Origin of the sequence: Leptospira langatensis (genome assembly GCF_004770615.1) — a bacterium.
Lineage (GTDB): Bacteria > Spirochaetota > Leptospiria > Leptospirales > Leptospiraceae > Leptospira_B > Leptospira_B langatensis.
Genome location: NZ_RQER01000011.1, coordinates 245,241 through 267,980 on the forward strand (window position 1 = coordinate 245,241; position 22,740 = coordinate 267,980).

Genomic DNA, 22,740 nt, shown 5'->3' on the forward strand with positions numbered 1-22,740 from the left:
AAAATTTTATGGAGAGGTTCATTTTTTTAGGGAATTTGCAGGATTATACAAGCAGTGAATGTTTTTACGTTAGTCAATAAGTGATACAGGAAGTATCACATGAAGACAAGAGAACGAGAAAGACTTCACAGGGACGGGCTTATTAATTTCTCCATGGCATTTACCGCTGCGGGTTTTTTATGGAGTATTCTATATTTTGCATTAGGGTTTCCACAATCGGCTATGATCCCGGGAGGATACGCGCTTTTGAGCCTAATGAGCCTATTATTTGTTTTTGCTACTGGCAAATACTTAGCTTTTCGATTTCTTCAGTTTCTTTTCATTTTAATACTTCCGGTGCTTCTGCAATTAAGCTTAGGAGGTTTTAATAATTCGGGAGCGGTCATCATTTGGGCAATCCTCTGTCCGCTCGGCGCGCTTTCTTTCGCTCCGGTCCGCCACGGCTTGGTTTGGTTCGGATTATTCCTGATCGTTCTGGTTTCTACCGGAGTCGCCGAAATTTACCTGGAGCTGCCTGCGCCTAAGGTAGAGCGTAATTTGCAGATACTGTTTTTCGTTATAAACATAATGGGTGCGGGGACCTTAACGTTTTTCAGCTTATACTATTTTATTTCAAAGAATAAGCAAGAGCATGATCGCGCAGAGAACCTTCTTCTGAATATCCTACCGGAACCGATCGCAGAGAGATTGAAACGAAATCCTTCTACGATTGCAGACGGATATCAAATGGTTTCCATACTATTTGCAGATATAGAGAACTTTACCGTGATCTCTCAGAAAGTTTCTCCGGAAGCCTTGGTCCATTTTCTGAACGATGTGTTCTCTTATTTCGATATTCTCGCTGAAAAATATGGAATGGAGAAAATCAAAACGATAGGAGATGCATATATGGCGGTTGCTGGAATTCCGATTTGGAATGAGCATCATGCGGAGAGTGCGATGCAAATGGCGATCGAGATGCAAAAATTCGTTAGGACCTTAAAGGATCCTTCCGGAAATCCCATGAAAATGCGGATCGGAATTCATTCGGGACCTGTTGTCGCCGGTGTGATCGGGAAAAAGAAATTCGCTTACGATCTTTGGGGAGATGCGGTAAATACCGCAAGTCGATTGGAATCCCATGGAGTATCCGGTAGGATACAGATCTCCGAAACGACTTATGATCTGTTGAGAGATACTTCTAAGATCGAAATTCGTAGATTAGTGGATGTAAAGGGCAAGGGACCGATGACAACCTATCTCAGTTATGAATGAAGAACTTAATGTCTTACGACAATTAAGCTTCTACATAACTTGCGGGCACTTCGATAAATGATCTCAGATGTCTAGTGCTTCTGAATATTTCGGATGGAGGTAAACCGAAAGTGGAGCGAAAGGTCCGAGTAAAATGAGCGGAGTCGAAAAATCCTGCCCGGTGCGCAGAATCAGTATGGCTCATTCCATGCAGAAGGGAATACACTGTTAATTTAAGTCGGAACCAAGTACGAAATGAATGGAAGGGGATGCCGATCTCTTTCTTGAATTGGTGTTCCAGATTTGAAACGGACATTCCGGCATATTCTGCCAGATCCTTTGCGGAATGATCTTCATGCGGCATTGTAGTGATCAATTCTACGATCTTTTGGATACGAGGGTCTATGATCCTTGTTCCATCCGTAGGTATCGGGGGAATTTGATTCAATAATTCTAATATTTCTTCGTCGGAAACGGAATCAGTGGATAGGATCTGATTGATCTTATCGAACAGTTCTTCTTCTTCTCGCAAGCCTATAAAAATACCTTCATTTTCTCTTTCTTCATTCGACGATCTTAGGGATTCATAATTGGGACCACTTAGATCCATAAAGAGTAGTACGCAAAACTTTCCCGAGAATCGAATCGAATGATCTACCATGGGAGGAATGAGTGCCGTCCGAAAATTGAGCCAATCGGTATCGTTCAAAGAAACTTGGAATTCCCCATCCAAGCTTATGCATACGGTTGCTGCCGCTCTTCGACGTAATGTTAGGTCGGGCAGATAACCTGCAAATAGGCAACGACTTCCCCAAATGAATATCCTTTCTTGGCGATCGAGTGGACGTGAATCAGTTATCATAGCAAGAGCCTGGCAAAGTTTTTATTCAAAGTTGCAGAATTATACAAGGAGCTTTCATCTTCCGCAAATATAATCAACCTGTCACGGAGAATTTAACCTACCCTGCGCTTGGGTAGAAGGTTGGAACGAATATACTACTCTATAATATGATCTATTGCTATATGATAAAGCTGGCTTTGGACGCAAAAACGGAAAATCCGAGCGAAAAAATATCGGAGAAGGGCGTTTTTGCCGAGATTTCTAAGCTTGCGAGTGGATCCGGAGAGGTTCCCGTAAATGACCTTGAGATCAGACCTTCTACTTCCTTGAAAGTAACAGTTACTCTGTGACGGATTCATCCCAAGAATTAAAACGTCGTGCCCTGGTCATATTGTTCGGGGTGACGATCCTGCTCGTTCCTTTCTGGTCCTTGACCTATTGGTTTTATGATCTGTATTTGGCGGCGATCATTCCCGTTATATACTCTGCCTGCGGGTTACTTACTCTTCTTTATTATTGGTGGAAGGGGGAGTCGGGTTTCTCCGTCTTTATGGTTACTTGCTTTGGACTATATTTTATCTTGCCTCCAATCTTGCAGGGAGCGTTAGGCGGGTATCAAAATGCAAGCGGTGTCATTCTTTGGATGTTTCCGGTAGTGATCGCCACGTTCATTTACCAAGGGGCCCGCAGCGCGTTTTACTGGGGATCCGCCTTCATGTTGATCGTTGTCGGATCGGTTTTTTCCCCCAAGCTGATCGGGAATCCGTCGGGACACAGACTTCCGGAGCAGTTGATAGATATCTTTTATGCGCTCAATATAGTTGCTATCGGCGGGATCGTATCTATGACGGTCTACTATTTGATAACTACTATATCAAGAAAGTCTAATCAATTAACTCTTGCTTTAGGTGAGGTCACTAAGGCGAAGGAAATGCAAGAGAAGGATTATTTCCTGATCAGCTATTTGAGCAATCCTCTCAGTCAGGTAAAAGAACATGCGGGACCAGTGAAGGTCGAATCCTTGATCGAGCAGAGAAAGAAATTCTATTATAAGAACCAGATCCATGAGATCGGCGGCGATATTTGTATTTCCGATCGGATCACTTTACGAGGTAAGCACTACACAACCTTCTTAAATGGAGATGCGATGGGCAAATCCCTCCAAGGAGCCGCTGGAGCCATCATCATGGGCAGTGTGTTCCGAGTTTGTCTCTCTAGGGCCATGGCAAAGAAATACCAACACCAATATCCGGAGCAATGGATCAAGGCTTGCTACTTAGACTTTCAGAAAATTTTCGAATCCTTTGACGGCTCTATGTTCATGTCGATTGTCTTCGGATTGGTCGACGAAGAAAGAGGGTTTCTCTATTATATCAACGCAGAACATCCTTGGACAGTTCTGTATAGGGACGGTGATGCTCGCTATCTGGAGGATGAGCTTTATATACGTAAGTTGGGTATGCCTATCATTGACAGGATCATCCAAGAAGGAAGCGACTCTCATCGCATTGAGAATGTTTTTACGTTGAAAACATTCTTACTCAAACCGGGAGATTCGATCATTCTTGGCTCCGACGGAAGAGACGATATTTCTATCAAGAAGCCGGAAACAGGAATGCAAGAGATCAATGGTGATATAGAACTTTTCCTGAAGGCTGTTCGAAAAGGTAAGGGGGACTTGGTTGAGATCAAGGATTTCCTTGTAAACCAAGGAGACCTTACGGATGATCTAAGTTTGATGCGTATTTCGTACAATGTGGAAGGCAAGAGAGAGGAAAAACCGATTGCGAATGAAAAAGAGTATGTTCGTGCAAATGGCCAAGCGCTTCGTAATGCACTGGAACGAAAGGATTTTGCGTCTGCTGCTAAAATTGCCCAGGAGCAAATCCATCATTTTCCTGAGAACGATACCATGTTTCTGATCGCATCGATCAGTAATCGAAAGATCAACAATTTAGAGCTCGCAGCAGATCTAGGAGAATGCTACCATTTCCGTTATCCGAACAGTAGAAGCAGTCTCATGAATCTGACAAAGATCTATTATTTGGCCGGAGAGCATGAACGGGCCAAGTATTTGCTGGACAGATTGAAAGCAATCGATCCGGAATATGAGCCCTTAAAAAAATTGCTCCAAAAGATCAGGAGCAAGAATCGTATTTATAATTAAGGGCCAGATCGGAAAAATAGCGACTGACTCGCTATGCAGGTTCCATGTTCGTAAAGAACTCTAGTAGGCTCTCAGGTGCATTGTCGCCGTAACAGGCCTCAAAGATCACCTCGGCGTCTAGAGCCGCAGAGGCACTGCGAGTGAAGAGTTCTTTTTCATAGGCAGCCAAGGCGACTTCAATATTTCTTGGATTCGCTGCAATCTCTTTGGCAAGTTCGGCACCGTCATACATCGCTAAGTTGGCTCCCTCTCCGGAGGGCGCCATCAAGTGTGCTGCATCTCCTAATAACGTAACCCCAGGAACGCGGGCCCATTTATGATCTGCAGGAAGGGAATGGATGGGACGAGGGGTTGCAGTCTCACCTTCCATAATAAGAGCCTTTAATTCAGGAGCCCAGTCATCAAATTCGTCGGCAACACTTACCAAGGCTTTCGTAGGATCGGAGAAGTCGATCTTCTCGATCCAGTCCTTCGGCTTCTTTAAAGCCACGTAGGTATGTAATACTCCGTTGGTCTCCTTGTGGGCCACAATTCCTTTATCCGGCGCAAGTGCGAACAACGCGCCTCCTCCGACTACATCTGCACTTGTCTTGTGGCGGTTCTCGCTATCAAATAGATACGTCTCAACGAAAGAAGTGCCAGTGTATACAGGCTTTGCTTCCGAAACAAGCGAACGAACTCTGGACCAAGCACCGTCAGCGCCAACGAGTAGGTCAGTAGTCACAGAAGAGCCATTCGCAAAAATCAATACATGACGCCCTTCACCGATCGAATATGCCTCCTGGATCTTGTGTCCCCATTGGATCGTGTCGGAAGGAAGCGAGTTGATAAGAATTCGACGAAGATCTCCTCGAAGTACTTCGGGTCTAGCGCCTGTACCATCATCGGGCTCGTCGAGTAGGATATTGCCTTCTTTATCGAGTAATCGAGTTGCTTGGCCTCCGGCATGAATGATCTTTAGAAATTCTTCAAACAGTTCTGCCGCCTTCAGAGCCAACTGTCCATTGTCTTCGTGGATATCGAGCATGCCTCCTTGTGTTCTTGCGCTTTCGGAACTTTCTGCCTCATAGATTTTAGATTTAATGCCGTGAACATGGAGAACTCGAGCGAGAGTTAAGCCTCCTAACCCGGCGCCGATGATTGCAATCGGAATGTGGTTCTGTTGGTTCATATTTAGATCTCCTTTTTATAAATAAGACGTCGGTCTTTATTTTTTAATTGACTAAAATATTTAAGTCAATTAAATTTTATTAGAATATTTAAGAACCGAGAAGGATTTTTGATTTTGGGATTACGAGAGATAAAGAAAGAGCAAACCCGCAAGGCGATCTCAGATATGGCGACAAAGCTTTTTATGGAACAAGGCTATCATGCGGTCACAACGGCTCAAATCGCCAAACTAGCCAATGTCTCTGTGCCAACCCTATTTAATTATTTTCCAAACAAAGAGTCTCTTGTCTTCGATGAGGATATAGAAAGGGAAGAACGACTACTGAATGCGGTCTTGTCCCGGAAAAAAGGAGTATCGATACTGGACGCGCTTCTTGACTTTGGATTGAAGAATCCTGCATTCAACTCTGTGAATCGCAAGCTTGTTCGAGACTTTAGGAACTTTATCAAATCGACCCCGGAACTTTCTCATTATGAGAGGCAAATTACGATGAGATATGAGAGCTCTCTTGCGAAAGTCCTTCAGAAAGAGGCGAAGAATAAATTGGGCGATGTAGAAGCGGGATCCATTGCGCATTTTATCCTAGATGCGTTCTTTAGAGCTAGCGATTCCTCTCGTCCTCAAAAGACTTTAGAATCGCTTTTTGAGATCTTAAAGAACGGATGGGAGGAATGACGTTTATTCCTTATAATAGATCCCTGTCATGCTTTCGGAAATTTTCCAAATTTTGTCGGCTGCATTTTTATCCAAAGCCCATGGCCTAACACCGAATGGAGCCTTACTGTCGATAGGAACAATAGGCGCTATATTACAGTCTTCTAAATATAGTCCTCCTTTTCCATTTAGGTCGGAACTGACCGCAGCCCAAACAGTAGTAGCGCCTCCTTGCTTTACAGTTTTGTAAATATCTCCGATGTTCTTCGGTCTTCTCAGGAAATTTAGAATTTCGGTAGCATAGAACGTCCTCAGTGTTACGGCTAATAATTTACTAAGATTTACTTTATATTCTGGTGAATAACCCACCATTGAACCTGCAAAAAGATCGGAAGTGGGAATTGGGCCCGGATGCACTGCAAAGGCTCGGATATGATATTTCTGTAAAAGCTCGTCTTCTTTTACAGTCAGAAGGGATAATGCAGTTTTACTTTGAGCATACGCTACCATTCCGTTGTATGGAGTATGTTCGAAGTTAATATCCTCAAAGATCACATTGCTAAGTCGATGTCCGCGAGAAGATAAATTCACGATCCTTGCTCCATTCGCTTTCTTCAGAGCGGGAATGAGCTTGACCGTAAGTTCGAAATGTCCCAGAACATTTGTTGCAAATTGCCGTTCAAATCCTCGTGCATCTCTTTGTAATGGAGTATTATGGATACCGGCACTGTTTACCAAGATGTCGATTTGTCTGTTCGACTTCAGAAATTTCTGTGTGAAACTTTCTATAGAAGAAGGGATCAATAAGTCCAAGTATTCGATCTCTACATTCTTTAATCCCTTCAAATTGCTTTTGGCCCATTCAATATCCGGTGCCAGTGCTATGACTTTTGCTCCGACGCTCAGAAATGCCTTTGCAGCTTCTCTTCCCGTTCCGGTGTGTCCTCCGGTCATTACTATTATCTTTCCAGTTAGATCTAGCCCTTTGACTACATCCATCGCCTCCGTACTATGACCGAAACTGTTTTGGATCGGTTGTTGCTCTTCGCTCGGAATGATCGGTCCTGAATAAAGCGGATCGGCAGATGATCCATCATTTTTTATTAATATGAATAATACAACGGCATAAAAAAATACAAGAAGAGTGAGCGGAATAGCTGCAATCAATATTGTTTTCCTTTTAAAAGAGATTTTGGGTTTCATAGTGATTTCCTTTTCCTATGGTAAGATAGATCGAGAGAGTTTGGCTTTCGGGAAAGGTTATTTGGCAGTATACTTCTTTAAGAACTTTGCAACCGTTTCTCGGTATTGTTCCGGCTGATCGTGATAGGACATTGCATGCAATGCGCCGGGAACAATCCAGAGTTCTTTAGGGCAATTTGCCGCTTCGTAAAGCTTTTGTGCCATCCACACTGGGTTATAATTGTCCTGTTCTCCGTGAATAAATAGAGTAGGGGTCTTGGATCTTTTTACTGCTTCGAGAGCACTTGCCTCTTCAAAACTATATCCGGCCTTGTCTTTCGTCTTAGAACTTGCTAAGTTCAATAGCGGGAAAGTAGGTATATGATATAAATTGTTAATTTGATGAGAAAGTTCATCATGAACTGAAGTATACCCAGAATCCTCTACAATTGCCTTTATCTGCGAAGGTAATGCTTCTCCGCTCATCATCAAGACGGTGGCTCCCCCCATGGATACTCCATGGAGTACGATCTTAGTATCTTTCCCTAATTTCTTAATTAGAATGTCGATCCATTCCAAATAATCTAATCTGTCCAACCATCCCATTCCAATGTATTCTCCTTCACTGCTCCCGTGGGCTCGGTTGTCCGCCATAAAAACGTTATAACCTAAATGTTGGTATAAGACCGCATATTTTGCCATCATTCTCGCATCAGCTCTATGCCCATGTATTAGAATTACTAATTGTTTCGAAGGACGATCATTTCGGATGTAGTATCCATGCAAGGTGGTCCCATCTTTCGCTTTTAATATTAAAGATTCTGCATTTGACTTTTTCAGCCATTCGGCACCGAATTCGTTATCCTTATAGATCATCACGCTTACAGGATTCGCAGGATTTACTTTTGGAGTCGTAGCTGGTTGCCGAACGATTGCTCCGTTGAAGACCGGGTTGCACGCGTTTAGTCCTATAAGGACTAAGAATCTCAAGAATTGATTTCTCATGTAAATCTCCTTACTGCTATCTGTTGGATCGTTTGCAATACGATCGTAAAGACTGCATATCTTAATTCTATGACTGAATAAACTATTTAATTACTTTACTAAAATAGTAAAATTAGTCAACTTAATTTAAAATTAACGTGAGCTAATAGTATGGAAATGCCGATCAACTCTTGACGAATTGTAATTCCTTAGGATTGGCTGGGGGTTTACGGGGTCTGGTTAGGTTTCGATTTGGCAGCAAACACGAATGCAAAGGCCGAATTTTTTTATTAGATCGGCTCTAGAAGTCACATCCTCTTCCTTCCAAGTGAGTCCGCAAAGAAAAAGCACTTGTGAGATCTCTTTAGGGGAATAGATATTTTTACTTCGTTTAAACTCTGTCGATTCCGCTATTGCCTTTGCTATCTTTGATCGAAACATATCTTTATATTTTTCGATCTGTACCCCGGATATACTATTGCCGGTCTTGATGATATCGAAGGATTTCGGAGAAAATGTGGCGTAATGACGACCGAACCAAGCATCCATCGCTCCAAGAAGTCGGTCATATAAGGAAGAATTTCCTTTAGATAGCTCTTCTTGTACTAAGATCAATCCATCGTCTAAGTATTTTTGTAATGATGCTAGAAAGATTTCCTGTTTGCTGGAAAAATGAAGGTAGAGCCCTTGCTTGGACAAATGAGCTGCTTCGGCTATATCGTCCACGGACGTTTTTTGAAAGCCAAATTGACCAAAGACACCGATTGCCGCATTCAAAATGCTTTCTTTTTTTGTCGGACCTTTTTCTGACAATTGGGCCATTTGATCATACTTTACTATATTAGTAAATATAGTAAAGTATATTTACGGAAACTTACATTTCTTCCGCCTAAAGAAAAAGGCCGACTCGAGTTGAGCCGACCCTAACTTCGGTCTTATCGATCTTTTAGGTAAAGAAGATCCGCCTAAAAGCTACTTGATGGATCAGCGATTCTGAACGGTAACATTTTCCGTCTTCACGTATGAAGTATCGTACCACCAGGCACGTACTTCCATAGGACGATCTACCTTGTCCGGTGAGATGCTAAAGTCGAGATCCAAATTGGTGTAAAGACCGGGGCCTGCGAAATCATGACGATACACATCTCTTGCCGCTAAGACATTCTGCCCGTCGAACACATCTAAGGTAACTACCTTATCGTTATTCGCATTTGTCACATCCACCATCATCCGGAAGATCGCTTTCTTATTTCCGCTCCCCCAGCGAGCCCTATCGTAAGGACCGTACAGAATATGATCTGCCCAGTTGTCCGCAGTGGTCACGACCCATGCGTCTCCTTCTGCGAAGCCTGTGCGATGGCCCAGATCCTTGGCCTTATATACCAAAGGAAGGTCGCCGATCGCATTCCGGTTTTGGACAGTGACGTTATCTATCTTCACATAAGAAGTGTCATACCACCAAGCGCGTACTTCCATAGGACGATCAGCCTTGTCAGGGGCAATATTGAAGTCTAGGATAAACGGAGTGTATTGGCCGGCACCTATGAATTCTTTTCTATAGATATCTCTGGAGGCCAATACGTCTTGACCGTCAAACACATCTATTGTGAGAACCTTATCGTTATTTGCGTTCGTCACATCCACCAAGATGCGGAAGATCGCTTGCTTATAGCCGGTGCCCCAACGACCTCTATCGTAAGGTCCGTAGAGAATGTGATCCGCAGAATAATCCGCGGTAGTCACGGCCCAGGCATTTCCATCCGCAAATCCTGTACGATGGGAAAGGTCCTTCGCATTATAGACCAAAGGCAGTTCTCCGCTTAAAGGAGAAGAGCAACAAAGAAGAGCAGCAGCCCCGCCGTTTCTTTGCGCGATCCCAGCAACATATTCCACATCGGCACATTGGCCTTTATAAGAACCGGGGGCCCAGTCGCCAGCACGTTGAGAAGAACGATTATCGCCACGATCGAACCAAACGGTTCGGCAAGAGTTTGCCAGAGGGATCTTGCTATGCGCACAGAGAACACCACTGGTTCCCCAGGAATGCTTGGTGGCGCCGGCAACATAATAGTCCGTAGGACATTCATACTTGGTGAAGCCACCGGCCCAATCCCCGGTATCATGAGAACGAGTAGGAGTCTCATACACTGCTTGCACATTGATCGCACGATCGCTATTCCAAAGTTTGCCGTACTTAGTATCCCCGCAGAGGGCACGTTGGTCTTGGCTTAAGCCTAAGAAGCGTTCTCCGTCGGGACAAGTCCCTTTATTCGCACCGGACAACCAATCGTTATCGATCGTGCTCGCGTTATCATCCACACCGTTAAAGTTCAAACGAGTGAAATGATCCACGTTAGACACTGTTCCTGTCTTACCATTGTTCGAGATCAAACGGCTCAAATGTTCAAAGCGCCAGTCGTCCATTCTGGTTTGGGACCAATCCGATGTCACGAGACCCCATTCGTCTTCTCCATTCAAAGGCCAGATCGCAAAATCGATATCCTTATCGATCAAGTAGTCCACGATCCTCTTTAACCATTCTCTATCCGCTGGATTGGTCTCTCCGGGCGAAGCACCGAATTCACTTAACCAAACCGGATAAGTGGTGATCGTATCCGGATTCGTTACATATCCCCATTCATCCGTGATCGTATTGCGGAAAGTATCCAGATCCATGTCCTTGTATTTGATATTCCCGCCGGAAGTGGCATCGTCCCCATTATGCTTAGGGCCGATATAAGCATAGTTATGTGCAGAATATACCAACTTGTTCATCGCACGAATATGAGCCTGAAGATCACGTACAGGTTTTAAGAAGGGACGTTCTCCGGAACCGAGGATCGGGATCGCTCCCCACCAATTGATCCCTTCGATCACGATCAAGATATCCGGATTGATGCGAAGAATATCATTTGCCGCATTTTGAGAGGCCAAGCGCCAATCGTCGATATTCCCCCAGCCCCAATTCGGACTATTCGGGAGATATGTATCGTTGAAACGCATAGTCCTCACTTCATTACGAAGATCCGCAGCAGCTACAAGCTTATTGCTTTTATAGCGATCCGCTAAGAAAGCCCAATCCGCTCTCCACATCTCCGGGGTCTGGTTGTATGCAAAAGAAGAACCGGTATGATACCATTCTCCATTATAATCGAAACCGCAACACCACTCGGAGAAGGTCGTATGGTTATTCAAGACCACGACAATCCCGGCAGAAGTCAGAGCCTGCACGGTTGCATCATAAACTTCTAAAGCAGTTTTGCCGAATAACTGAGGGTTCGCAGAAATATAATCATTCGGAACGACACTCGAATCGTGCAGCATCTTATTTGAAAAAGGAAGACGGACCGAATTAAAGCCCCATTCCTGAATCAAGGAAACGATATGCGAGATAGGCTGTTTATCCAAGCCGCCCACAACCTGACGAGTATCGCTAGCGCCATACCAGTTTACCGCTTTCAACTTAAAGCGGTTATTATTCGAATCTACGATATACCTGCCGCTCGTGCTCAAAGGGGGCACGGGAGGAGTGCTAAAGCCGGCCAAAGACATCGCAGAGAAAGCAACAGACTTAAAAGACTGGGATGCCTGCGAAAAGAACGGAAACAACGACTGCTTCGAGTCAGGCGAGCAGCTGGCCGCCGAGACCCAAAGCACTAAGATGGAACAGAAAACCTTCAATCTTTTTCCAATAAACATTTTAAATTCTCTCCAAAGAATTCCCAATCAATCACGGATGTTTGTATATGTTCGCACTATTAAACGGAGCACACTTATAAATCATTTATATTACTGAAGGGATCTAGCGTAGAACAGCCACTTTTTTCTTTTTAAAGCGTTTGTTATGTGTAGGAAGAGCAAGTTCTAATGTGAGGAAAGGGAGGTAAATTATAATTACTTAATATATACTTTCCCGGAGAGGCGGATTAGATTCTCATTATGGATGCTGTCTTGGTAAATTTGGATTAATTCCCATTTGATTAAAGCTGGAAGATTTTCGTAAACTTCCTTGCTATAGGGTGAGAAATAATATCTATGAGTAGAGGCGGTCATACCACCTAAGAATTTCATAAAAAGAGAAGGCCATGACAAAGAGTAATTTGCTGGAAATGCACAATGTAGGTATCGTTGTTGAGTCCCTCGATACTGCAATTTCATTCTTCAAAGAGATAGGGCTGACGCTAGAAGGGAGAATGATGGTCGAAGGGGAATGGGCCGGGCGAGTAACAGGATTGGGAAATCAATCCGTTGAGGTCGCAATGATGGTTACTCCGGATGGGCATAGCCGACTCGAACTCTCTCGGTTCCTTTCGCCTCAAACTGTGGCAGATCACAGGACAGCTCCTGTGAACTCCCTCGGATACCTTCGCATTATGCTCCGGGTCGACAATCTTGACGAATTGCTTTCCAGGCTCATGAGGCAAGGCGCTCAACTCGTGGGAGAAGTCGTTCAGTATGAGAACATATATCGGCTTTGCTATATCCGCGGAGTGGAAGGGCTTCTTATTGGACTCGCGGAACAAATCTCTAATTAAACAGGGATGGACATTCTAGAGAACTCATGACAAAGATTTCTATTGATTTCTCGCTCATACCTCGGTCGCTAAGTCCTAATCAAAAAATAATTTTCTTAATGAAAATGGAAGACAATCTTTCTATATATAGATAAATTCGATTTTTCTTTTACGATAGAGGGATGATATTATGAGAAAATTAATAATGTGGAATGTAGTTACCTTGGACGGGTACTTTGAAGGCGAGAAAAATTGGGACCTGAGCTTTCATGAACTCATTTGGGGGAATGAGCTGGAGGAATTGAGCCTCACTCAATTAAGGTCGGCCGATATGCTTGTCTTTGGTGCAAACACCTACAAAGGGATGGCGGACTATTGGACAAAGGCGGAAGGTGGGGACGAAGGAGAGGTTGCCAAATTCATGAATGGGCTTCCAAAGATCGCATGTTCATCTTCTCTTAAAACGGCGGACTGGAAAAACACTACGATCGTAAAAGATGCTGTGGCTGAAATTCCCAAATTGAAACAGCAAGGCAACGGAGATATGTTTGTGTTCGGTAGTGGTAACCTTTCCGAATCTTTACTGAAAGCTGGACTGTTTGATGAGATCCGCTTATGCATTGCCCCCGCACTTTTAGGGAAGGGCAAGCTCCTATTTAACTCGGGTATTCCTTATAAGAAACTCAAACTGCTGGAAGCTCGTCCTCTTGCTACTGGCGGCACAATCGTTCGATACGTTCCAGAGTAAGGATTAATAACTGTCGACGATTCCATAGTGTTTGGATATCGCTTCGTGACTCGCGAGCGATCGCTGCACATTTAGAATATATCTGAGAAGAGCGTACTTTGCTATTATGTAAAAAGTACGTTCTTCAAAGCACCTTATCCAGAAAGTAAGTTATAATAGAAAAGATAACGCGCAAGCAGGGCCGGCTAGGCTTGTCGTTATATGTGTTGCATACACTGCTAAGAAAACCAATTCGGAAGTTTTATGGGTCAATTTGGAATATCGATTTCATCGAGTGATACATATCGTGATGCCTACAGGGAATTCATGAATGCATTCAATGCCAATGTAGAACTCCAAGTTTTGTCCAACGAGATCCGCGAGAAATTTTCCTCATCCTTGGACGATCCGGACGAAGCCAATGATATCCTCTTTGCCATTGCTAAGGCGGAATGGGATTGCGGATCCTTGTCGAAAAATACCTTAACGGAAATCTCGAGGATTGTCGAATCCGGCGCCGACATTGCGCGGTGGAGGCAACTGGGAGCAAGCCCAAAAGATCTGGCAAAGCGCAATGAAGCTTTGTTAGTATTTCTAGAGAAACTAAAGACAGCTAACCCTCGTCCGAAGAAACCCAAAAAGACGAGACTCCGTGATTCTATTTTCACAGCTGGCGATTGCTTGGCAATAGATTTGAAAGGGAATTTTGGAGGTGCAATTGTCCTTACGGGGCAAAAGGAATCCGAATGGGGTTTGAATCTGATATTGGTCCTGGATTTCATGATGCCCAAGTTTCCTTCTATCGAAGATTTCAAGAAGGGCCAATGCTTGATGGTGAAAAACTTTCGCGAGCAATATGAACCCTACCTCCAATACTGTTACGCAAAGTTTTTTAAGAAAGCTGAATATGATTTTCAAAAGATCGGTAATATACAAGTAGGCGAGTCTTACGATGCTGAAAACGAAAGGTACAGTTACGGTCACTGGAACCATATTCCGGAATCTATCCTGAAGTATAATTCCAATCCTCCGACGGATGTGAAACCCAGGAAAGTCTCCGAAATGATCTCGAAAGACCCTTTTGGTTAAGAATCATGGATTATCATCATTTCCAAGCAAGCTTGCATGCGAGAGATCTGCATGGTCCGTTTGTTAGGAACATTGCTTTTACTCTTTGGAGATTGAATGTCAAAGTTATATCGTTTAACATTTGAGGATAATAATAGCGTGATGACAAGCAATGAGACCATTTCCGGCGAGAAATTGTCTTCTGCTCAACGCGTTCATTATGATTGGATGTATGCAGAGAATGGTAGCATTCATCATTCATTATGCGAGACATGCGGGAGCAAAAAGTCATTCGATTACGTTAATCCGGATTTTAAGCTAAAAAGAGGAGTTTATGACCTGAGTATAACATATGACGGTTATCTAATTGCTTCTCAAAGGTTTAAGGATTTCTGTGTCCGGAAAGATTTTTCTGGCATTCAATTTGAAAGGATTCGCCATGATGTAAGTTTCTATATTCTTAGAATAAATAATGTTCTTCACTTGAATGAGAGTAAAATGACGCATAGGAAGACGAACTTTTGTTCTTCCTGCAATGAGTATTCGTCTATCGTTAAGCCAGGGACACTACATTTTTCTGAAAATATAGATGAAGTGGAAAATTCTTTATTTGAAAGTAATATTCATTTCGGTTCTTCTCACGAGAAGCATCCATTAATTTTAGCGACGAGCGATATTGTTGACGAGTTCGCAATCGAAGGGTTTAAGGGATATTATATTAATGAAGTCTGATGAACCGGCTTGTATGACTTCCTTTGTCTATACGCCTGCTAGCCAACCTTCGGGATAGCCTGCTTAAAAAATTAAGCTGCTATCCCTCTGACAAAACAGACTACGCGAGTGTGGAAAGAAGTTTCTCGAGTCCCTGGTAGTTTTCTTCCCATCCTTCTACCATGCCGCTTTCGAGTATCTCTTTGCGCGCTTCGGCCGATGCAAACTGGCAGACATGGGTCATCAATGTCCCGTTTCCTTGCGCAGTGAAGGTCCGTGTCTCCACAAATGCGTTCGGATCTTCCGGAGCATTTGGATCAAAGGTAGTCATGTCCATCGCGTAATTTTCGGTATTGGCTACGATTTCCGGTACAACCACTTTCCGAAAACTTCCATAGACGCCGAATTTCTTTCCTTCTGCAGCGGCATAGACAAATAGGTATTTGCCTCCCACTTTAAGGTCAACCTCGCAAATTTCCAGCACCATACCTTCTGAGCCTAACCATCGACGCATCAGTTCCGGTTTGGTGTGGCAGTCGAATACTAATTTACGCGGAGCGTCAAAATAACGCGTGAATACGACTTCGGTTTCACCTTTTAATTCGATCTTCAGTTTTGGGTCAGCGTTCATTTTTGATATCTCCTGGTATTTGCATAGCCGTATATTTATATAACTATATGGATATATAATGAGTAATTGTCAAACTTTTTCTTTCTTGCCGAAGATCTTGCATTGGTTCATCTTTATCTAAAACGTACTTTACTTTCAAGTGATTATGCCTTCTTTAAGAGCTTGAAATGTGCTTTGTGAGTGGGATCTGGAGAGATCCGATTGGAACGGGGAGAGAGAATATCTCCAAAAGAGAATTTCGGAGAAGATATAAAAAATCGTAAGCAGGTAGAATAATGAGGAAAGTTATTTTTGCGATCAATATGAGTGCGGATGGATATTGCAGTCACACGGACATGGTAGCGGCCGATGATGAGTTACATAAGTATTTTGCAGATCTATTGCGTAATGGGGATGTCTTATTGTATGGAAGGGTTACTTACGAATTGATGGTCCCTTTTTGGCCCGATGTCGCGAGAGATCAGTCGGAGTCAGAGATCACGAATGAATTTGCCTTAGTGTTCGATTCAATGGAGAAGATTTTATTCTCTAAAACATGGAAAAAGGTAGAGGACCCACATACTAGACTTGCGAAAGAGAGCCTTGCGGACGAAGTTATTTCTCTAAAGAAGAAGCCGGGAAAGGATATCTTGGTCGGCAGTTTGAGTCTTGCTTCGCAGCTTTCAGAACTTCATTTGATCGATGAGTATCGTTTCGTGATTCATCCGGTAATTTCGGGGAATGGTCCTAAGTTATTCGATGCCGTGAAGTTAAACGAAAGGCTTCGGCTAGACCTTCTTGGTTCGGAAACTTTCGAGTCCGGCGCCGTTGCCCTTCGTTACAGAAAAAGTGTGTGAGTGGAATTCTTTTCTATTGAGCCGACGTTATCTTGCAAGAGCGATACAACGTCGGCTTTGAACTACCACTGTTGGTTTGTGCTATCCCAATTCCTTGGAGCCAACCAGAGAGCCTCTGCGATTGCCACCAATCGTTTCGAGTCTGATTGGAAAATAGCAGTCATGACTTTGAAGGCTCTGGACATCTTCTGCAATCTCCAACTTGCTACCGTATAGTTTTCTTCGATCTTCGGACGCTCTAGGATCTTACCGCGTATTTTACTTAGTACGATTAGTTGAGGCTCACCCAAGACAGCGGCAAATCCTCCCGGGCAATCCAGGGCTCCCCAAATTGCCGCATCTCGAACAAATCCATCGTGTGAAGAAACGGTATTGTCCGGAAGCCAATGGCCTAGCATCAGGTTCTCGAATCCGATTTGTTCGGGTGCAGGGCCGACAAAGATCCGCATTCCGTCGTGCACTTCTCTCTTCGGGCCACATACAAAGCATGTAGGGAAGGGATGTGTAGTAAATCCCGGATAAAAGGCAGAGATCTTCTTTGCATCTTCCAGATCGGGAATCACTGGTAAGGCATATTCTGGAAAATCCTCATTCTCGATCGATCTTAACGTTGCGAGTGCCTTCTTTGAATCATCGTAAAGTGTTCCTCGTTCTCCTTTTTCCGATTCCATAAGAATAGATGTCTCGACGGGAGTAGGATTTAGTAAGCGTATTTCGGCTGCATTTGTTCCGACTGCTTCTACTAAAATGCCGGCAGTAAAGCCGCCGTTACCTGTCTTTGGCGGGCCGCAGAATCTTCGGGACAATATCATATTATCAACTTTCATATTTTTCCTCCGATTGGATCTTTTGCAGTCCTTTCCTTTTGCTTAAGAGAAGGCAAAAGCATAGGAACGGTGCGTTTATATTGAAGATACTTTTCGCCGAAATTACGGACCAAATCCCTTTCCTCGAACCAGGTCCCGATGACAATATAAAGAGTCATTCCCAAGGAAAGAAGAAGGTGACCTGCATTCATAAGCGGTGTGCTCCAGAGCATCAAAAGGATCCCAAGCATCATCGGATGACGCACCACCTTATACAGCGATGGAGTAACGAATTCTATTGGCTGTGATCCGCTTCCGATAAGGGAATTCCAGGGTTGCTTTAATCCAAAGAGATCAAAATGGTCTATCATAAAGGTAGAAGCAACTGCCAAGAGAAGGCCTATTAGGAAAATAGAATAGGTTGCATACATTCCGAAGTTCGTCTTAATATTCCAGATCTCAAAATGGATTGGTTGCCAAAGGCAGGAGAGAGCGATCAAGGAAATACCGGCCACTAAAACGTAGAGACTTCTCTCGATCTGCATAGGCATTATCTGCTGGGAGTATTTCTTGAAGCTACTCCTTGCCATAATGCTATGCGGGACCCCGAAGAGCGCTAGCAGAGCAATATTCATGCAGATCGATCCTGCTAGTCCAATTTGGAATTCATACGTAATAGCTTCCATGAATTGAGTGGCATCGAGTAAGCGTAATACGAATGTGATCATGCTTAACACAAAAAGCATGTAAGCGATGAGGGCGAAGATAAAATGAAGTATCCTCGTAAGTATATTTCCCATAGACAAAATTGCCTCCTAAATGCTTGGTATTCAAAGCATTCTAAAAATTCTCATCTCAGCTGGAGAATGGGAGATCGTAGCTGTAAATAATAAATCCGCAAAATCTATTTTGCGTTTGAGAATATTGCTTGGTATTCAAAGCAATATTTGTATATATAAAACTGTTCTTTAGGAAAGGTAAGGGAGAACTGGAAAAAGAATGAAACAAGATAGACTGTTAGTCCTGATTACCGTATTGCGAGATCAAATTCTGGACGAATTGAAGAAAGATTACTCCCGCTTCGGCCTTACGAATATAACTCCTGCTATGGGGGCAGTTCTCTGCGCTCTTAAGAGCGAGCGTCCCCAATCAATGAAAGAAATAGCGAAACAAATTTTAAGAGACCAGTCTAGCGTTACTCCTTTGGTGCAGAAGCTGGTGGATCTGGATCTCGTAATCCAAGAGCGCTCCTCCCTGGATGCAAGAGAGAGCCAGGTCCGATTGACAGCGATCGGGAAGAATACACGTTTGAAGATCATCCGAGCAGGAAGAAAAATGAATGCTCGTTTGTATCGAGGCATGTCAACCGGCGATCGAAAGAGCCTCATCTCCTTGTTGGCCCAGTTAAAAAAGTAGGATGAAGCCTGCTTAAATACCTCCGATTGACGCCTATCATCCTTAGATCAGGACCAAATATTCTCTCCTGCAAACCCTTTTCTTAGCCTTTGCAAAATCAGGAAGGAGGCGCCTTCGGCACGCGTACAGGTCGAAAGTCTCCTTTCTTGAGCACTCTTTTTCCCGATTTTCCTTTAGACCGTTTTAATTAAATCTCGGTTTTTTGTGCATTTCGAAATTATTGGTTGTAGTATAATTATATAGTTACTACAATTTTATACTTTATATTGTTTTATGAGGGGCCTTAGTTTTGGAATTGAGACCAATTAGGGGAGATTTAAGAATGGGATTGAGAGAAACCAAGAAGCAAAGGACTCGAAAACATATCTCGGATCTGGCGAGGGATCTCTTTATAGAAAGGGGATATGCAAATGTTACTGTTGCTGAGATCGCCGAAAAAGCGGAAGTTGCAGTTACCACTCTGTTTAATTATTTCCCGACCAAAGAATCGATTATCTTCGATAGAGAGGATGACATCGATTCCGAGATCATAGATTGCATTCGTAATAGAAAGAAAGGCCAATCTATTCTAGATTCCTTACATGAATATTTTCTGGCTAGTAATCTGATCAATCCGCCGAATAAAAAGGTCTTTTCCGAATTTATAAAACTTTTGAGGTCCTCACCGGAGCTTTCGACTTATTTCCGTGGGATATGGGGGAAGTATGAGAGCACTCTGGCCAAAGAGATCAGGAATGATTCCGGTACGAATAAAATAGAATCCGAATGTATGGCAAAGCTAATTCTGGAAGGTGTGAGCTTTGCCTGTAACTCAGCATCTCCTAGGGATGCATTGAATCTCACGTTTAAAGTCTTAAAGAATGGATGGAATAAATGAATGATAATCAATCTAACTACGATGTAATTATTTCAGGAGCAGGGCCTGTTGGTCTATTCCTGGCTTGCGAGCTTGCTTTAGCTAAATGCTCGGTCTTGGTACTGGAAAAAGCGGAGGATCCGAATGCACCAACGAAGCAACTTCCTTTCGGAATACGAGGCCTCTCTGCACCTACGATCGAAGCATTGTATCGACGTGGGTTATTAAACGAACTCGAAATTCATAAGCGTCTTAAAAATCCCCATCAAACCCCGATACAACAAGGAGCTCGTAGGCAAGTCGGCCATTTTGCAGGGATTCCTTTTCACGAAGGAAATATTGATCACTCACAGTGGGAGAATCGTCTACCAAGTTCCACCGACACAAGTTTGATTTCAGAAATGCAGGAGATGGAAACTATACTAACTCGAAGAGCGGTGGCATTGGGAGTAGAGATCAAGCGTGGGCTTGCGTTGACTTCTTTTCAACAAAACGAAGAAGGGGTGGTCGTGCATTCAGGTGAACAATCCTTTTCCTGCGGATGGCTTGTTGGTTGCGATGGGGCCCGTAGTGTAGTTCGAAAGGAAGGAGGTTTCGAATTTGCAGGAACGGAGCCTGAATTTACCGGTTATTCCACCAAGGTTGAGATCGCGGATCCGGAGAAGCTCGGCTCGGGGCGTATTCTTACACCGAAGGGGATGTATTTGCAATCCCAACCTGGCTTTGTAGTCATACAGGATTTCGATGGAGGAGAATTCCATTCTTCCGGAATGCACCTTACACTGGAACATTTACAGGAGGTCCTGCGTCGGATCTCAAGCACAGACGTTACTCTCACTGCATTGCATTTTGGGACTACTTGGACCGATCGAGCAAGACAGGCAACAAACTATCGCAACGGCAGGGTCTTTTTGGCCGGAGATGCGGCTCATATTCATTCTCCCTTGGGAGGCCAGGGACTGAATCTGGGGCTCGGCGATGCAATGAACTTAGGATGGAAACTGGCTGCTACCATTCACAAAAAAGCACCGGAAAGTCTATTATATAGTTATCATATAGAGCGGTATCCTTTGGGTGAGCAAGTTCTGGATTGGTCACGCGCCCAGGTTGAGATCATGAAACCGAATCCGGGAGCCCGCGCTCTCAATTCGATTGTTCGCGATCTTCTGGACACTCGCGATGGTGCGACTTATATCGCAGGAAGGGTCTGGGGGATCCATACCCATTACGATCTTGGAGAGGGTCATCCATTGATCGGCTATAGCGTACCTAACTTCGAATTCGAGGATGGCACAAAACTTGGAGAAGTCATGCTACATGGTAAGGGGATCTTGCTTGATTTCGACGCCAATACTTCTCTGCAAGCAATCGCAAATAAATATACCAACTCTATCGAATATGTTTCCGGAAATGTGAAAGATAGATTGGGAATAAGTGCAGCCTTGGTCCGTCCTGATGGGATAATCGCCTGGGCTTCTGAGAAGGATCCGGATCCAAGTCAATTCCAGGAGGCTCTTGCACTTTGGTTTGTTCGCAATTCAGAATGAAATGCACGATGAATAGTAAATCTATTCCGGAAGGATATCTTCTCTCTCTTTGTATCCCACAAACGAGTGATATTCAATTTTTTTAAAATTTAATACTTATAGGACAAAGTTAACTCGAGCAAATGAATTATTTTATTTCTTTGGTGAGTCCTATGGTCGATGCTTGCTAAAAAGAGTCGATACGAATGGATTCTATCAGTCTGATCTTTAATTCAATCTTTCGAGTAGCAAAGCCTTTTGCTCTTGCCGGTGTTTTTTCCTTCTTCTTACAATGCGGCGCCATTTCGAAAGAGACTCCTTGTGATCCTTCGAGCAACGATTATATAAAGAATCAATTCTTGAAATTCCTATTGAATGATACTAGCTCTACTTGTGCGATCTCTTTGCAAGAATGCGGTGCTTTAAAGCAGGGAGAGGCCGCAAAGATCGTCCTCGGCCAACCTGATTTTACGACTGCCGCTTATGGCGGCGCAGGGGCGAATCAGTTCTCTCCTTCCGGCATTGCCTTAGATCACAAAGGTGGACTTTGGATCTCCGATGGAAATACAAATCGAGCCATGCATTTTTCCCCTCCTCTTCGCAATTTCCAAAACGCAGATATCATACTGACTGGCTCAAATGTACCAAGGGGTATTGCTGTAGATGCGAGCGGAGGTCTTTGGGTGACGAACAGTTTAGGCGATTCTGTTTTTCATTATCCTGCGGGAATGACTTCTTCGACTACATACGATATTATGCTCGGTACTGGAACGGGTACGACCACTCAAAATACAATGAACAATCCGTTTGATGTTAAGGTGGATTCTGCTGGAGGAGTTTGGGTCACTGATTACTTTAATAGCCGAGCTTTGCATTATTCTCCTCCGTTTACTACGAGTATGAATGCGGATATAGTACTTGGACATCCGGATTTTACAACGGGTGGAGGTGGGACTTCATCCTCCAAATTTAGTACCGCTTTCGGCGTGGGTGTGGATCCGACAGGCAATGTTTGGATAGCGGATACTGGCAATCATCGTGTGCTTAGATTTAGTCCTCCATTTTCAAATGGAATGGCTGCAGATCTAGTTCTTGGTCAGCCTGATTTCATTTCGAATACAGGTGGAACGAGTCAAACCTCTTTGTACAATCCGAATGCGTTGACTTTTGCTTCGAACGGTGCAGTTTGGGTAGGAGAAAGTAGCAATACGAGAGCAGTGCGTTTTTCCCCTCCTTTTTCTAACGGTCAAGCGGCAGATAATGTGATCGGCCAACCGGATTTTGTTTCTACCAATACTACTGCAGCGGTTTCCGACAAGGAAGTATATGGAGTTCCTTCTCTTGAAATGGCTCCTTGCGGTTTATGGGTGGTGGATGGTTCGAACTACAGGGTACTGTACTTTCCTTAAAAATTATA

21 protein-coding genes are annotated in these 22,740 nt (G+C 43.7%); 12 read left to right on the forward strand and 9 right to left on the reverse strand.

Translation table 11 applies throughout. The features are described 5' to 3' along the window. The first annotated feature begins 99 nt into the window (after positions 1-99). Positions 100-1,254, forward strand: coding sequence for an adenylate/guanylate cyclase domain-containing protein (locus EHO57_RS17210; RefSeq protein ID WP_135642157.1), 1,155 nt, complete (start codon positions 100-102; stop codon positions 1,252-1,254). A gap of 22 nt (positions 1,255-1,276) precedes the next feature. Here the strand turns inward: EHO57_RS17210 and EHO57_RS17215 are convergent, their stop codons facing one another. Next, positions 1,277-2,095 carry a helix-turn-helix transcriptional regulator gene (locus tag EHO57_RS17215; RefSeq protein WP_135642159.1) on the reverse strand — a complete coding sequence of 273 codons (819 nt, stop codon included), beginning with the start codon at positions 2,093-2,095 and terminating at the stop codon, positions 1,277-1,279. A 325-nt stretch (positions 2,096-2,420) separates the two neighbouring features. On the opposite strand from EHO57_RS17215, the gene EHO57_RS17220 reads away from it, so the two are divergent. After that, positions 2,421-4,241 (forward strand): PP2C family protein-serine/threonine phosphatase, encoded by a 1,821-nt coding sequence (locus tag EHO57_RS17220; RefSeq protein WP_135642161.1) that lies wholly within the window; start codon positions 2,421-2,423, stop codon positions 4,239-4,241. Positions 4,242-4,272: 31 nt separating this feature from the next. On the opposite strand, the gene EHO57_RS17225 is transcribed toward EHO57_RS17220, so the two are convergent. Continuing rightward, positions 4,273-5,412, reverse strand: coding sequence for an FAD-dependent oxidoreductase (locus EHO57_RS17225; protein WP_135642164.1), 1,140 nt, complete (start codon positions 5,410-5,412; stop codon positions 4,273-4,275). A gap of 165 nt (positions 5,413-5,577) precedes the next feature. On the opposite strand from EHO57_RS17225, the gene EHO57_RS17230 reads away from it, so the two are divergent. Then, positions 5,578-6,087 (forward strand): TetR/AcrR family transcriptional regulator, encoded by a 510-nt coding sequence (locus tag EHO57_RS17230; protein WP_135642165.1) that lies wholly within the window; start codon positions 5,578-5,580, stop codon positions 6,085-6,087. Between the two features lie 3 nt (positions 6,088-6,090). Here the strand turns inward: EHO57_RS17230 and EHO57_RS17235 are convergent, their stop codons facing one another. From EHO57_RS17235 to EHO57_RS17250, 4 genes are all read right to left on the reverse strand, one after another. Continuing rightward, entirely contained in the window at positions 6,091-7,269 is a 1,179-nt protein-coding gene (locus EHO57_RS17235; protein ID WP_210409994.1) for an SDR family NAD(P)-dependent oxidoreductase, read from the reverse strand. Between the two features lie 57 nt (positions 7,270-7,326). Further along, on the reverse strand, positions 7,327-8,253 hold the full coding sequence (locus tag EHO57_RS17240) for an alpha/beta hydrolase (RefSeq protein WP_135642167.1): 927 nt from the start codon (positions 8,251-8,253) through the stop codon (positions 7,327-7,329). A 219-nt stretch (positions 8,254-8,472) separates the two neighbouring features. Continuing rightward, a complete protein-coding gene (locus EHO57_RS17245) occupies positions 8,473-9,054 on the reverse strand; it encodes a TetR/AcrR family transcriptional regulator (RefSeq protein WP_135642169.1) in 582 nt (193 codons plus the stop codon). 162 nt (positions 9,055-9,216) lie between these two features. Continuing rightward, positions 9,217-11,931: a glycoside hydrolase family 5 protein gene (locus EHO57_RS17250; protein ID WP_135642170.1), complete on the reverse strand. Its 2,715-nt coding sequence runs from the start codon at positions 11,929-11,931 to the stop codon at positions 9,217-9,219. A 386-nt stretch (positions 11,932-12,317) separates the two neighbouring features. Here EHO57_RS17250 and EHO57_RS17255 point away from each other — a divergent pair, with 386 nt between their 5' ends. The 4 genes from EHO57_RS17255 (at position 12,318) to EHO57_RS17270 (ending at position 15,273) form a co-directional block, all read left to right on the forward strand. Then, complete coding sequence (locus EHO57_RS17255) at positions 12,318-12,767, forward strand: VOC family protein (protein WP_135642171.1); 450 nt, start codon at positions 12,318-12,320, stop codon at positions 12,765-12,767. Between the two features lie 169 nt (positions 12,768-12,936). Then, a complete protein-coding gene (locus EHO57_RS17260; RefSeq protein ID WP_135642173.1) occupies positions 12,937-13,494 on the forward strand; it encodes a dihydrofolate reductase family protein in 558 nt (185 codons plus the stop codon). Positions 13,495-13,800: 306 nt separating this feature from the next. Then, complete coding sequence (locus EHO57_RS17265; RefSeq protein WP_135642174.1) at positions 13,801-14,562, forward strand: hypothetical protein; 762 nt, start codon at positions 13,801-13,803, stop codon at positions 14,560-14,562. Between the two features lie 96 nt (positions 14,563-14,658). After that, positions 14,659-15,273 carry a hypothetical protein gene (locus EHO57_RS17270; RefSeq protein WP_135642176.1) on the forward strand — a complete coding sequence of 205 codons (615 nt, stop codon included), beginning with the start codon at positions 14,659-14,661 and terminating at the stop codon, positions 15,271-15,273. Positions 15,274-15,373: 100 nt separating this feature from the next. Here EHO57_RS17270 and EHO57_RS17275 read toward each other — a convergent pair whose 3' ends face one another. Continuing rightward, the gene (locus EHO57_RS17275; protein WP_135642177.1) at positions 15,374-15,883 is read right to left on the reverse strand and encodes an SRPBCC domain-containing protein; all 510 of its coding nucleotides are present in this window, start codon (positions 15,881-15,883) and stop codon (positions 15,374-15,376) included. Between the two features lie 275 nt (positions 15,884-16,158). Here EHO57_RS17275 and EHO57_RS17280 point away from each other — a divergent pair, with 275 nt between their 5' ends. Next, positions 16,159-16,719, forward strand: a complete 561-nt coding sequence (locus EHO57_RS17280) for a dihydrofolate reductase family protein (RefSeq protein ID WP_135642178.1) — start codon at positions 16,159-16,161, stop codon at positions 16,717-16,719. A gap of 62 nt (positions 16,720-16,781) precedes the next feature. Here EHO57_RS17280 and EHO57_RS17285 read toward each other — a convergent pair whose 3' ends face one another. Both EHO57_RS17285 and EHO57_RS17290 read right to left on the reverse strand, forming a co-directional pair. Then, positions 16,782-17,546: a hypothetical protein gene (locus EHO57_RS17285; RefSeq protein ID WP_135642180.1), complete on the reverse strand. Its 765-nt coding sequence runs from the start codon at positions 17,544-17,546 to the stop codon at positions 16,782-16,784. Next, positions 17,543-18,325 (reverse strand): methyltransferase family protein, encoded by a 783-nt coding sequence (locus EHO57_RS17290; RefSeq protein ID WP_135642181.1) that lies wholly within the window; start codon positions 18,323-18,325, stop codon positions 17,543-17,545. Before EHO57_RS17290 ends, EHO57_RS17285 begins: the two co-directional genes overlap by 4 nt. Before the next feature lie 199 nt (positions 18,326-18,524). On the opposite strand from EHO57_RS17290, the gene EHO57_RS17295 reads away from it, so the two are divergent. The 4 genes from EHO57_RS17295 (at position 18,525) to EHO57_RS17310 (ending at position 22,732) form a co-directional block, all read left to right on the forward strand. Continuing rightward, positions 18,525-18,941 (forward strand): MarR family winged helix-turn-helix transcriptional regulator, encoded by a 417-nt coding sequence (locus EHO57_RS17295; protein WP_135642183.1) that lies wholly within the window; start codon positions 18,525-18,527, stop codon positions 18,939-18,941. 322 nt (positions 18,942-19,263) lie between these two features. Further along, positions 19,264-19,818: a TetR/AcrR family transcriptional regulator gene (locus EHO57_RS17300; RefSeq protein ID WP_135642184.1), complete on the forward strand. Its 555-nt coding sequence runs from the start codon at positions 19,264-19,266 to the stop codon at positions 19,816-19,818. Further along, positions 19,815-21,344 (forward strand): FAD-dependent monooxygenase, encoded by a 1,530-nt coding sequence (locus EHO57_RS17305; protein ID WP_135642186.1) that lies wholly within the window; start codon positions 19,815-19,817, stop codon positions 21,342-21,344. The genes EHO57_RS17300 and EHO57_RS17305 overlap by 4 nt, the downstream gene beginning before the upstream one ends. 185 nt (positions 21,345-21,529) lie before the next feature. Further along, positions 21,530-22,732 carry an NHL repeat-containing protein gene (locus EHO57_RS17310; protein ID WP_135642187.1) on the forward strand — a complete coding sequence of 401 codons (1,203 nt, stop codon included), beginning with the start codon at positions 21,530-21,532 and terminating at the stop codon, positions 22,730-22,732. The last annotated feature ends 8 nt before the right edge of the window (positions 22,733-22,740 follow it).

What these genes read in the sequence shown, in the direction of transcription:
- EHO57_RS17240 (WP_135642167.1), bottom strand. Translation starts at nt 8,253, where the DNA reads ATGAGAAATCAATTCTTGAGATTCTTAGTCCTTATAGGACTAAACGCG.
- EHO57_RS17265 (WP_135642174.1), top strand. Translation starts at nt 13,801, where the DNA reads ATGAATGCATTCAATGCCAATGTAGAACTCCAAGTTTTGTCCAACGAG.
- EHO57_RS17230 (WP_135642165.1), top strand. Translation starts at nt 5,578, where the DNA reads ATGGCGACAAAGCTTTTTATGGAACAAGGCTATCATGCGGTCACAACG.
- EHO57_RS17225 (WP_135642164.1), bottom strand. Translation starts at nt 5,412, where the DNA reads ATGAACCAACAGAACCACATTCCGATTGCAATCATCGGCGCCGGGTTA.
- EHO57_RS17235 (WP_210409994.1), bottom strand. Translation starts at nt 7,269, where the DNA reads ATGAAACCCAAAATCTCTTTTAAAAGGAAAACAATATTGATTGCAGCT.
- EHO57_RS17290 (WP_135642181.1), bottom strand. Translation starts at nt 18,325, where the DNA reads ATGGGAAATATACTTACGAGGATACTTCATTTTATCTTCGCCCTCATC.
- EHO57_RS17270 (WP_135642176.1), top strand. Translation starts at nt 14,659, where the DNA reads ATGTCAAAGTTATATCGTTTAACATTTGAGGATAATAATAGCGTGATG.
- EHO57_RS17210 (WP_135642157.1), top strand. Translation starts at nt 100, where the DNA reads ATGAAGACAAGAGAACGAGAAAGACTTCACAGGGACGGGCTTATTAAT.
- EHO57_RS17250 (WP_135642170.1), bottom strand. Translation starts at nt 11,931, where the DNA reads ATGTTTATTGGAAAAAGATTGAAGGTTTTCTGTTCCATCTTAGTGCTT.
- EHO57_RS17285 (WP_135642180.1), bottom strand. Translation starts at nt 17,546, where the DNA reads ATGAAAGTTGATAATATGATATTGTCCCGAAGATTCTGCGGCCCGCCA.
- EHO57_RS17295 (WP_135642183.1), top strand. Translation starts at nt 18,525, where the DNA reads ATGAAACAAGATAGACTGTTAGTCCTGATTACCGTATTGCGAGATCAA.
- EHO57_RS17305 (WP_135642186.1), top strand. Translation starts at nt 19,815, where the DNA reads ATGAATGATAATCAATCTAACTACGATGTAATTATTTCAGGAGCAGGG.
- EHO57_RS17275 (WP_135642177.1), bottom strand. Translation starts at nt 15,883, where the DNA reads ATGAACGCTGACCCAAAACTGAAGATCGAATTAAAAGGTGAAACCGAA.
- EHO57_RS17255 (WP_135642171.1), top strand. Translation starts at nt 12,318, where the DNA reads ATGACAAAGAGTAATTTGCTGGAAATGCACAATGTAGGTATCGTTGTT.
- EHO57_RS17245 (WP_135642169.1), bottom strand. Translation starts at nt 9,054, where the DNA reads ATGGCCCAATTGTCAGAAAAAGGTCCGACAAAAAAAGAAAGCATTTTG.
- EHO57_RS17300 (WP_135642184.1), top strand. Translation starts at nt 19,264, where the DNA reads ATGGGATTGAGAGAAACCAAGAAGCAAAGGACTCGAAAACATATCTCG.
- EHO57_RS17260 (WP_135642173.1), top strand. Translation starts at nt 12,937, where the DNA reads ATGAGAAAATTAATAATGTGGAATGTAGTTACCTTGGACGGGTACTTT.
- EHO57_RS17310 (WP_135642187.1), top strand. Translation starts at nt 21,530, where the DNA reads ATGGATTCTATCAGTCTGATCTTTAATTCAATCTTTCGAGTAGCAAAG.
- EHO57_RS17215 (WP_135642159.1), bottom strand. Translation starts at nt 2,095, where the DNA reads ATGATAACTGATTCACGTCCACTCGATCGCCAAGAAAGGATATTCATT.
- EHO57_RS17280 (WP_135642178.1), top strand. Translation starts at nt 16,159, where the DNA reads ATGAGGAAAGTTATTTTTGCGATCAATATGAGTGCGGATGGATATTGC.